We start from the raw sequence: 9,554 nt of genomic DNA, 5'->3' as shown, positions 1-9,554 counted from the left end.
GCGCCGGGTCGGCCGCTGCGCCTGCCGTACTGCTGTGCAGGGCAAGGTCGGGGCGGAGGGATTGGTCGACCGGGCTGCTACCAGTAGTGCCGTCGTCCGGCGATTCCGTGGCCCACCGCGCCGAGGAGCCAGAGGATCAGGCCGAGAACAACCAGAATGATGCCGATGGTCCACAGCACCGAGATGCCGGTGACGAATCCGATGATGAGGACGATCACTCCAACGACGATCACGATGGCCTCCGAAGGTTCAGATCTGCTGTGCGAATGCCCGCAGATTCGGGTGGTGTGCTCAACTGCTCAGCAAGGCCCCGGCGATCAGGAGCAGCACGACCACGACGGGCACGATGATTTGTGATGAGGGTCCCTGTCGATATCGGGCCCTGCTTGGTCCTTCCGTCTTACCGGCAACCGACGTCTCGAAACGTCCTCGCGTCGAAACGTCCTCGCGCCCGAGCGGGCCGCAGCGTGCGACCGGTAAGTCGTCCACGACCGCTCGGAGATGAACAAGAAGCAGCTCGTCAACTCTGGAGGATCTTGTGCACCGTCGTGCCTGCGGGTTGGGTGCAGCGAGGACGAGGGGCTCGCCCAGGACCGGTGTGGCGCGGCGGGCGGTGCGTGGAGGGCGTGGCTTCACGCGGTGGGCACTGTTCGTGGCCGACGAGGCGGCCTGGCCCGCCCGTCGACCATTCGTCCTCGATCGATCTGTGTCAGCAGTTACACGGGTTGCTTTTCGTGTTTACGGCTGCGTGAATCGGCGGTCATAAACTGGTGCCATGGACGATGGCTCCTCGACGGCGCGGCAGTGGACCTTCTTGACCAACCACGCCCGCGTGCTGGTCCAGATCGCGCGTGATCCCGGCATCAGGGTGCGTGACATCGCGGCGTGCTGCCTGCTGACCGAGCGGGCCGTCCAACGGATCATCGCCGACCTCGAAGAAGCCGGCTACCTGACCCACGAACGCACCGGGCGAAGCAACCACTACCACGTCCAGGCCTCGAAGCAACTGCGCCACCCGGCCGACGCCGGCCCGAGTCTCGCCGAACTCCTGTCCGTTCTCCTGCGCCGAGTCACCTGACCGCGTGCCCCGACGTGGCGCGCTGCGCGTGCGAATCAGGGGCGGTGACCGTCCGGGGTGGTCCCGAAGCACGTCGTGGTCCGCGTGAGGCCCACGGCCGTTCACGTCGGCCTGTTCACGCCCGCCGCATGGCCACGCCATGCTCCGGAGGATGACCCGCGACCGTCCGCTCCTGTCCGCGGGCGCGAGAGAGCGGGAATTCAGCGGGACGTGTCGCCGTCGTCTGCCGGAATGAGGTGCACAGCCGCTTCCTCCGCGCTCACGGCACCGCCATCGACGCCGATGTCGGATGCGACGGGCCCCTTCTCCGTGTCCGGGCGGGCACCTTCCTCGGGAGCCACCAGCCGCCCCGCCTGCCGGCTGCCCGCTTGCGGATCGATCGGCTCTCCCTCTCCGCCGGACAGATCGCTGGTCCCGTCCCCTTCGACAGGCGTGATGTCGGGCTCTTCCTGGGCGATCCGCTGGTCCAACGTCTCGCCGTCACGCTGCTCGGCTGCGGTCACACCCACGCGGTCGACGCCCAGCGGCTTCTCCGGTGACGAATAGCACTCGTCCAGCAGGTCGTCGTAGCCGCGCTCGTCCAGAGTGTCTTCCAGGTCCAAGGGCGCCGCGTCCCCCTGCTCCTCCATGTTCCCGGTGGGTTGGTAGACGTCATCGCCCATGCTGCCGTCACTCGTGATCTCTTCCTGGTTCTCGATAGGGCCTCGGAGGGTTTGCCGGCGTTTGCTGCCGACCGTGCGCCGCGACCCGGTGTACGGGCTGGGGCGTGAATGCCATACGGCGTCCGGTGCGCCGCGCGCCTACCCAGCCCTGCGGTCAAAACCGCTGAGATCGCTGCCGGCGCCGCCCGCGCTCGGAAGGTGGAGGGCTGAGCACGACAGCCTGGAAGGCGCCGACCTCAGCCGGACTGCGAGGTGTCCGAGCAGGGCGGTGAGCCGTTCGGCGGCTTGGGCCGGCTCTCGGTCGATTCGGTGCCCGCCTTCGGTGAGGACGGCGCCGACGGGGCTGAGGGTTGCTCCGCGTGGTCCGCGCCGGTCGTGTCCCCGGGCCCGTCCGGGTCGTGGAAGGAGACGTCGACGTGCTGCTCGGGGCGCCGTTCCTCCTGCCGGGCGACGGACCTCAGGACCTGCTCGTCGGCATCCGTGAGCGGTGGTTGCAGCAGGCTGCGCGGCCAGAGCCGACGGGCGAGCACGACGTTGGTCTCGGCCGCGTACACGGTGATCTGCGCGGCCAGGTAGGGCCAGGCCAGCAGGCCGATCACGGTCGCGAAGAAACCGTAGACCTGGCTCGCGTGCCGCAGTTCGTGGGCTACCAGGAGCGAGCGCAGGCCTGGAGGACCGTGAACAGCGGGCCGGCGACCGCGCATCCGGGCCGCATTGCCCTGGTGGCGACATCGCGCGGCGTGAGGACCCGGAAGCAGGCCAGGCACAGAGCGGCGTTCAGCAGTGCCGAGGCCATCAGGCCGCCGATCCGGGCGGGCAGCCCGGTCAGGGCGGTGCCGACCAGCGAGGCGGCGGCCGTGGTCAGCAGCAGTCCAGTGCCCAGGACCGCGAACAGCAGCAGGCTGCGGGCCAGCCGTGGCCAGTAGCCGGGCCGCTGTACCCCCGGGACGTTCCAGACCTCGGCCATGACGTGCTTGAGAACCTGGGCGATGCCGAGCGTTCCGTACAGCAGACCGAGCGCGCCGATGACCAGGGCCAGGCCGCTGCCCTGGAGGGAGTGGACGTTCTGGCGCAGTTGGGAGCCGATGATCGGGAAATCGGCGAGCGCGGAGTTCAGCACCGACCGCTGGGCTCCGAGATGGCCGTGCAGGACGAACCCGAGCGTGGTGCTGAGCAGGAGCATCAGCGGGATCAGGGCGACGAAGCCGTAGTACGTGATCAGGGCGGAGAGCAGCGCGCTGCGGTCGTCCCCGTACTTCTTGACGACGCCGACGATCACGCCGGGCACCACATGGCGCTGCTGGAACCGGTCCAGAGCACGCAGGGCCCGTTCGACACCGAGTACCGGCTCGCCAACCTGCACGAGGGCCTCGCCGACGACGAGGCCGGCGAACTCGGCCTGCGGATCGAACTGCACGGCGCCCATGGCACCGTGCCGACCGAGGAACGCCGGGCGCATCGTGGCCGACGCCCTGGCGGACCTGACGGTGCACACCGGCATCCCAACGGCGTCCGGGTGCTGGAACGCACCGCGACCGTGGTCCGGGTGGACTGGCGGCTGGTCGGCGCGGCCGGTACGAAGGGCTTCGGCGGCGGGTTCGCCGACCGGGGCGGCGGCGAGTTCGGCGAGCCCGAAATGAAGGCCTTCATCCGGCACACCCGGCGGTGTGCGGACGATCTGCGGAGCGCGCTGGAACGGCTGGCGGCCGAGGGCTGCGACGTGAGGATCGCGTTGGCGCACTTCGCCCCGGTGCCGGACACGCTGGCCGGGGCCGCCCGAGATCTACCCGTTCCCCGGCAGCTACCACCTCGCCGAGGCGATCGACGAGGCCGGGTCCGATCTGGTCGTGCACGGCCACGTGCACTTCGGTACGGAGCACGGCCTCACCGCGTGCGGTGTGCGCATGTGCAACGTGGCTCAGCCGGTCATCGGCCGCGCGTTCGCGGTTCACCGGCCGCACGGACCGGACGAGCGGTCCGGCGGCGGAGAGCGTTATGGGCGGACCGGTCCGGGTACGCGCGGGACGGCGGGGGCGACCGAACCGGAACGGAAAGGACTCCACCATGTTGCTGCTAGGACTCCTGCTGATGGTTGCATCCGGGGCCTTCGTCGGGCTGCTTATCGCGGACAACCTCGCCGGCGGGCCCGAGTACCAGGTGACGATCCTGGGCAACCACCTGGTGACGCTCAACACCCTGGGTGTCTTCCTGTCTGGTGTGGCACTCGCGCTGATCTTCTGCCTGGGCGTGGCCCTGATGTCGCTGGCCCGGCGGGCCTGGCTCGTGGGCACGCGACCGGCCTACCGCGAGGCCGGAACCGTGCCGCCGCCGGTGTCCGCACGACCCGCCGCGCCGGAGGCCAGCGAGGCGGCGCCGCCGGAGGAACGGGCCGCCAAACAAGGCGACCGGGCCGTCGGTGCACCGGTCCAGCCTCCGCGGAGCGGCCGGATTCGGCACCTGTTCGGACACTGACGGTGCCGCGTGCGGGCCATAGGACGATCATGAACACCCAGGATGGGGAGGGAGGCGCAAACACATGGCCGGGGCCCAGAGCTCCTCCGTACAGCCATCCCCGCTCGGCCCTGGGCGTGTTGGCTGCCACTCTCGGCCAGGCCCGGAGTCGTCGTCGAGGCTCGCACATTCACTGCGGACTTCCTGGTCGAGGCGGCGGCCCCGGCCTCCTGCGGATCGAGGTCAGTGACTCCAACCCGCGCGCCCCGCTGCCGAGACCGCCGCACGGCCCGGACGAACCGGGCCGCCGCGACGGCGTCGCCCTGCTGGTGCTCGGCGAGGGCCGTCAGGGAGTCGCTCAGCACGTACGTGCCCTCGGCCTCGGCCAGGGGCGCTCGTCGTGCCGGAACCGGTAGGCGAAGTGCCCGTCCGTCAGTCCGTCGCGGCAGGCGCGAAGGGTGGACCAGTGCAGTCTCCAGCCCTTGCCGGTGGGTTCGATGCGGGCGAGGCAGGCGGCGGTGACGGGGCTGTCGGTGAGGGTGGCAGGGTGTGGTCGAGTTGGGCCAGGACGGCCTCCCTGCACCTGGTCGCGAGCGCGGTCGGCGGCTGTCCGCCGCCAGTCGTCATCGCCCCGTCCCTCGGCCTGGTCGCCGCGCTGCGCGAGGCCGCCAAGATGCTGGAGGCCGCCGACGACATAGCCGACAAAGGATGAGAGTCACTCGACCGGAGGGGGCTCGCGTCCTTCGTGTCGCCGAAGATCCCGGACGCCATGAAGACGTCCGGGATGCTCTACACGCGCACCACGCGAGTTCAGCAAAGGAAATCGGAGGAATCAACTTGGGCGAGTACTTCCAGCCCTTGGACGAGGACGGCCAGCACTTCCAGATGTCCGTGTACCGGATGGACGACGAGTTGGTGATCCCGGCCGCCTCCGTCACTGCCATGCTGCGCGGCATCGCCGCGGCGTGGCAGACCTGGCGACGCAACGGCGCGCCCCTGGACCTGGAGACCACCGCGACACTCTGCACCGCCCTGGACACCTTCGCCGACCAGCTGGAGGCCGAGTGCATCGCGGCCGCTGACCTGCCTCCACAGGACACGCCGGACGGGCCGACCCCCTCGGACCGGTGACGACGTGCCGAACGAGTCGAACGCTTTGGCTCCCACGGGAGCCGAAGCGGCCCAGCGACTGGCCGACGAACCGCCGCCCATCACCTGCCCTGTCGGCGTCGTCGCGGCGTTCCACACCCTCGCCCAGGCGCTCCTCACCGGCCCCCTCCCAGCCGACCCGCCGGACACCGAGCGCCCTTGAAGCAGTGAGGGGCCGCTGCCAGCGGTAGGAGCCGACAGGCGGCAAGGCGTACGCGGTCTCACACGAACCCACCTGCCGCAATCGAACGCCGAGGTGACACTCCGCCAGCACTCCCTAATATCTGTGCCAGAACCGGGTGATGAAAGGCGGCTGAAGGCGGAGCCTGCTGTCAGCCTCCGGCGCGATCGGTATTCGGATCGTCAGGCACTGTGTGCGCAGCCAGCTGCTGAATGCCGGGATCAGGTGCACGGGGCTCAGCCGACGATCTCGTTCGCGAAGACCGTCCCGAGTGGCTCGGGGCCGACGTACTGCCGGCAGTTGCACGGCCGCTGCTGGGGTGACCGGCCGCCGTCCGCACGCTCCGGCTCCGGACCGGGTTCAGTCCGGGGCTCCGGCGGGCCAGGCGCCGGGCGGGGTTCGCCCGGCGAGGGCCTCGGCGGCTCAGGAGGAGGGACGGGTGAGTCGGGCGGGGCCGGCGGGCCGGCGGCTTCGGTGGTTCGGTCGGCTCGGGCGGGCCGGGCGGCTCGACGGGCTCCGGCGGCCCAGGGGGCGTGGGTGGCTCGGGCGTAGGGATGGGGGTGACGTCGGGGTCGGGCGGCACGGGAACGGTGCCCACGGTTTGGCCCCCTATCGGCCGAGTGCGTGTTCGAGTTCCTTCTTGTTCATCTTCGAGCGGCCGTGGATGTTGCGCTTCTTGGCTTCGTTGTAGAGCTGCTCCTTGGTGGGGCCCTGAGAGCCGCTGTGGGAGCGCTGCCCGCCGCGCTTGGAGGAGGAGATGTCCTTGACCGAGCTGCGGCTGGCGGTCTTCGACTCCCCGTGCCGGGCCCGTTCCTTGTTCACCGTGCGGGCGGCGATCTCCTTGGCCCGCTTCTCGCTCTCACCGCGCTCCAGCGCGCTGTCCTTGATGTGCTCGTACTGCCGTTCCCGCTTCGGGCTCGATCCGCGAGGCATGGTCATCACTCCTGTCGCTGTGATTGCGGGGCGCGTGTCCCCCGCATCAGTGAAACGAACCCGGCCGAGGCTGTGGGCAAACCCGCCCTCACCTGTCCGGTTGCCCGCCGCATTCCGACCGCGAGGATGCTGAGGCCGTGGGCGGCGTGCTGCTGGAGACTGCGGGCACGGGCCCGGTCGTCGAACCGGCCGTGTGCCCCGAAGTCCTGCCAGGAGTCCACCGGGTGGAACAGGTTGTCCGGGTCACTGGCGCGGCGCCGCTCATCGGTGTGCTGGGAGGCGAAGCCGGTACGGGCCAGGTGCCGGTCCAGCAGGCCCGGGGCGACCGCGTTGGCGATCAGGGTCGTCACCGTGCTCGCGCCGACCAGTACGCCCGCCGGCGAGGGTGATCGGCCGCGTACAGCGCGGCGCGGGCGGCGACCTCTGGCTGATAGATCGGCGGCATCGGCTGCGCCCGTTTCGGAAGGCGGGGGCGCGCACCCAGTCGAACTGCGGGGTGTTGACCGCGGGCAGCTGCACCATGGTCACACGTACGCCCGATCCGCTCGCCAGCAGCTCGCAGCGCAGTGCCTCGTGCCAGCCCTGGAGGGCGTGCTTGGCGCCGCTGTAGGCGCTCTGCAACGGGATTCCCCGGTAGGCGATCGCCGAGCCGACCTGCACGATGGTGCCGTGGTCGCGCGGCAGCATCCGGCGCAGCGCGGCCCGGGTGGCGTTGACGTAGCCGAGGTATGTGACCTCGGTGACCCGGCGGAACTCCGTGGCGCTGATCTCGGTGAAGGGCGCGAACACCGAGACGAAGGCGTCGTTGACCCAGACGTCGATCGGGCCGAACTCCGCCTCGGCCCGGGCGGCTGCCGCTTCACAGGCCCCTGGGTCGGCCACGTCCGCCAGGATGGTGCGCACCGGCGAGCCGGCGGCCTCCGCCTCGGCGGATGCGGCGCGCAGCCCGGCCGCGCCCCGGGCGACCAGCACCAGGCGGTCGCCCCTGGCGGCGAAGGCCCGTACACAGGCCCGGCCGACTCCCGCGGTGGCGCCGGTGATGACCACGGTGCGGGGCTTCGAACGCAGGTTGATCGTCATGGCGGGCGTCTTGCCGGGCGGGCGCCGCCGAAACGTCACACAGGGGCCCGGACCGTCACGCGCGGGGGCGCGGATCGGGGTCGTCCGGTGGCCGCGTGCACTTGCCGTTGTTCCGGTGCAGGCGAGGCGCCAGACGGGTAGCAGCAACCAGCAGGACCCGAACCAGAGCATGACGGCCGCGGTGATCCAGCCGGAGACCGTCGATCCGACGGCCACCCGCAGCAGGAGCAGCGGGGCCGACCCTACGGTGAGCGCCAGCAGCACGAGGCCGGTGGCCACCAACCTGGCTGCCGCGTCGACCAGTTGGCTTGAGGCGGTGCCCGGCGAAGATCCGGTGGTAGGCGACCGGGGAGGTCAGCGCTCCGGTGGCGAGTGCCCCGAGGACGACCGTGGCCACGTACAGTCCCCGGTCGAAGCCGCCGAGTTCGGCGAAGCGCGGCATGAAGACCACGCTCGGCAGGAATCCGAAAAGGATCTGCGAGCCGGTCTGCGCGACCCGCACCTCCTGAAGCAGGTCGCCCCAGCGCCGGTCCGCCCGCTCCTCGGGCGACTCCCGTCGGCCGGTCCGGGGCACGGAACCGTCGCGCCCGGTGTCCGGCGTCGTCATGGTCATCGCCTCCGCCTTCCGCTCCGTCTGGTGCGTGTAGCCGCACTGGAGGTGGGCAAACGCGCGGTATGGACGACCAGCAGACGGAGTGCCGGGCCGGGATGATGGCCGGACGGCCCGCTGCCGTCCCGATCGGACCGGGAGCGTGCCATGCCGCGGCCAACCGAGGAACCCCATCCGGACGAGGGGCACAGCGGCCGGCGGTCTGGGTGTCGCCGTGGCGGACGAATGGGTGGTGCGGATCGTCACCGTGGCGGGCGAGCTGGACCATGACAGGGCGGACGGATTGCGCACCGCGCTCGGCCGATTCGTGGAAGAAGGCACCGAGCGGGTCGTGGTCGGTCTCGCGGAGCAGCGGTTCTGAGACCCGACGGGACTGAATCTCCTCCTGCACGCCCGCCTGGACGCCGAGACCTGGCCGGGATCCGGTTGGAACTCGCGGGTCTGCGACCGATCGTGGCCCAGCTGTTCGCGATCACCGGTGGCCGACAGCGTGTTGTGGTGCCACCCCGATCTCGGATCGGCGCTGAAGCCGTCGGGCCCGGCGCCGGACTCCGGGGGCGGCGTTCCTCCAGCCTCCGGCTGTGGTCCTTCGTCCGAGTCGGAATTGAGGAGGCCGGTCATGCACCGCTCCGGAGACGGCCCACTGCCGGGCCCCGACCGGACGTCGGGGGCCGGACAGACCAGACGGCTCGCGCTCAGCGGCAGCGAGCGCCCCGTGCAGCGCAGCCGTGAGTTCAGCCGGCAGGCCCTGGAACGCTGGCACTGGCTGCCCGCCGTGGACGACCATCAGCAGGCCGTCACCGAGGACGTCCTGCTGATGGTCTCGGAACTGGTCACCAACGCCTGCCTGCACGCCCCCGGAGGCCCCCGCGAGCTGCGGCTGAACTGGAACGGCACTCGACTGCGGGTGGAAGTCTCGGACTCCAGCCCCGTGCCGCCGCAGCTGCGCCCGCACACCGACCCGGCCCGGCCGGGCGGGCACGGCCTGCATGTGGTGGACTGGCTCGCCCGCGCCTGGGGCTCGCTGCCAGAGGGGGACGGGAAGCTGGTCTGGCTGGAGGTTCCGTCCCCACTGGACAGTCCCGTCCGCCGGGACTGACGGCCGGCCGCGTCACTGCTGTCCGGGGTGCGGCTCCGGAGGCGGCGCCGGATCGGGATCCGGGTACGGCTCCGGAGACGGGAACGGAGGAATGGGCGGCGGTGCCGGTTTGGGTTCGCCCGGCCGCGGTGCGGGATTGGGGTGCGGGATCGGCCCGGTGTCCGGGTCAGGGGGTGTCGGAATCGTCATGGTGGCACCTTCCATCGGAGGCGCGGAGAGCACGCTCAGCGACCGAGCGCATTCGCCAGATCGCGCTTGTTCATCTTCGAACGTCTTTTGATATTGCGGTACTTGGCCTCGTTGTACAGGTG

The 9,554-nt window shown here is 70.9% G+C and carries 12 protein-coding genes and 3 pseudogenes; 8 read left to right on the top strand and 7 right to left on the bottom strand.

Annotated elements, in window-relative coordinates; translation table 11 throughout:
* Nucleotides 1–77: 77 nt before the first annotated feature.
* Nucleotides 78–233, bottom strand: coding sequence for a hypothetical protein (locus ACFQ87_RS42505; protein ID WP_380616324.1), 156 nt, complete (start codon nt 231–233; stop codon nt 78–80).
* Between the two features lie 542 nt (nt 234–775).
* On the opposite strand from ACFQ87_RS42505, the gene ACFQ87_RS42500 reads away from it, so the two are divergent.
* Nucleotides 776–1,078, top strand: coding sequence for a helix-turn-helix transcriptional regulator (locus ACFQ87_RS42500; RefSeq protein ID WP_380616323.1), 303 nt, complete (start codon nt 776–778; stop codon nt 1,076–1,078).
* 200 nt (nt 1,079–1,278) lie between these two features.
* Here ACFQ87_RS42500 and ACFQ87_RS42495 read toward each other — a convergent pair whose 3' ends face one another.
* The 3 genes from ACFQ87_RS42495 to ACFQ87_RS42485 form a co-directional block, all read right to left on the bottom strand.
* Nucleotides 1,279–1,740 (bottom strand): DUF5709 domain-containing protein, encoded by a 462-nt coding sequence (locus ACFQ87_RS42495; RefSeq protein ID WP_380616322.1) that lies wholly within the window; start codon nt 1,738–1,740, stop codon nt 1,279–1,281.
* Nucleotides 1,741–1,976: 236 nt separating this feature from the next.
* Complete coding sequence (locus ACFQ87_RS42490; RefSeq protein WP_380616321.1) at nt 1,977–2,339, bottom strand: hypothetical protein; 363 nt, start codon at nt 2,337–2,339, stop codon at nt 1,977–1,979.
* A gap of 47 nt (nt 2,340–2,386) precedes the next feature.
* Nucleotides 2,387–3,166 (bottom strand): YihY/virulence factor BrkB family protein, encoded by a 780-nt coding sequence (locus ACFQ87_RS42485; RefSeq protein WP_380616325.1) that lies wholly within the window; start codon nt 3,164–3,166, stop codon nt 2,387–2,389.
* Between the two features lie 81 nt (nt 3,167–3,247).
* Between ACFQ87_RS42485 and ACFQ87_RS42480 the strand changes: the two are divergent.
* From ACFQ87_RS42480 to ACFQ87_RS42460, 5 genes and pseudogenes are all read left to right on the top strand, one after another.
* Nucleotides 3,248–3,704: pseudogene (locus ACFQ87_RS42480) on the top strand (metallophosphoesterase); the annotation flags it as partial.
* A gap of 100 nt (nt 3,705–3,804) precedes the next feature.
* Nucleotides 3,805–4,212 (top strand): hypothetical protein, encoded by a 408-nt coding sequence (locus tag ACFQ87_RS42475; RefSeq protein WP_380616320.1) that lies wholly within the window; start codon nt 3,805–3,807, stop codon nt 4,210–4,212.
* Between the two features lie 526 nt (nt 4,213–4,738).
* The gene (locus ACFQ87_RS42470) at nt 4,739–4,903 is read left to right on the top strand and encodes a hypothetical protein (protein ID WP_380616319.1); all 165 of its coding nucleotides are present in this window, start codon (nt 4,739–4,741) and stop codon (nt 4,901–4,903) included.
* A gap of 125 nt (nt 4,904–5,028) precedes the next feature.
* Nucleotides 5,029–5,322 carry a hypothetical protein gene (locus tag ACFQ87_RS42465; RefSeq protein WP_380616318.1) on the top strand — a complete coding sequence of 98 codons (294 nt, stop codon included), beginning with the start codon at nt 5,029–5,031 and terminating at the stop codon, nt 5,320–5,322.
* A 25-nt stretch (nt 5,323–5,347) separates the two neighbouring features.
* A complete protein-coding gene (locus tag ACFQ87_RS42460) occupies nt 5,348–5,503 on the top strand; it encodes a hypothetical protein (RefSeq protein WP_380616317.1) in 156 nt (51 codons plus the stop codon).
* Between the two features lie 627 nt (nt 5,504–6,130).
* Here the strand turns inward: ACFQ87_RS42460 and ACFQ87_RS42455 are convergent.
* The 3 genes and pseudogenes from ACFQ87_RS42455 to ACFQ87_RS42445 form a co-directional block, all read right to left on the bottom strand.
* A complete protein-coding gene (locus ACFQ87_RS42455) occupies nt 6,131–6,454 on the bottom strand; it encodes a plasmid stabilization protein (protein WP_380616316.1) in 324 nt (107 codons plus the stop codon).
* A 5-nt stretch (nt 6,455–6,459) separates the two neighbouring features.
* Nucleotides 6,460–7,534 (bottom strand): annotated as a pseudogene (locus ACFQ87_RS42450) (SDR family oxidoreductase).
* A gap of 195 nt (nt 7,535–7,729) precedes the next feature.
* Nucleotides 7,730–8,141: pseudogene (locus ACFQ87_RS42445) on the bottom strand (DUF6328 family protein); the annotation flags it as partial.
* A 217-nt stretch (nt 8,142–8,358) separates the two neighbouring features.
* Between ACFQ87_RS42445 and ACFQ87_RS42440 the strand changes: the two are divergent.
* A complete protein-coding gene (locus tag ACFQ87_RS42440) occupies nt 8,359–8,505 on the top strand; it encodes a hypothetical protein (protein WP_380616315.1) in 147 nt (48 codons plus the stop codon).
* A gap of 258 nt (nt 8,506–8,763) precedes the next feature.
* Nucleotides 8,764–9,243, top strand: coding sequence for an ATP-binding protein (locus ACFQ87_RS42435; protein ID WP_380616314.1), 480 nt, complete (start codon nt 8,764–8,766; stop codon nt 9,241–9,243).
* The last annotated feature ends 311 nt before the right edge of the window (nt 9,244–9,554 follow it).

It is taken from the genome of Kitasatospora sp. NPDC056531 (assembly GCF_042794375.1).
GTDB lineage: Bacteria > Actinomycetota > Actinomycetes > Streptomycetales > Streptomycetaceae > Kitasatospora.
Note: the sequence above shows the minus strand (reverse complement) of the source record. Positions and strands in the feature narration are given on the sequence as shown.

Excerpts from the sequence above, each read along its gene's own strand:
- ACFQ87_RS42485 (WP_380616325.1), bottom strand. The coding sequence starts at position 3,166 with ATGGGCGCCGTGCAGTTCGATCCGCAGGCCGAGTTCGCCGGCCTCGTC.
- ACFQ87_RS42500 (WP_380616323.1), top strand. The coding sequence starts at position 776 with ATGGACGATGGCTCCTCGACGGCGCGGCAGTGGACCTTCTTGACCAAC.
- ACFQ87_RS42475 (WP_380616320.1), top strand. The coding sequence starts at position 3,805 with ATGTTGCTGCTAGGACTCCTGCTGATGGTTGCATCCGGGGCCTTCGTC.
- ACFQ87_RS42435 (WP_380616314.1), top strand. The coding sequence starts at position 8,764 with ATGCACCGCTCCGGAGACGGCCCACTGCCGGGCCCCGACCGGACGTCG.
- ACFQ87_RS42455 (WP_380616316.1), bottom strand. The coding sequence starts at position 6,454 with ATGCCTCGCGGATCGAGCCCGAAGCGGGAACGGCAGTACGAGCACATC.
- ACFQ87_RS42495 (WP_380616322.1), bottom strand. The coding sequence starts at position 1,740 with ATGGGCGATGACGTCTACCAACCCACCGGGAACATGGAGGAGCAGGGG.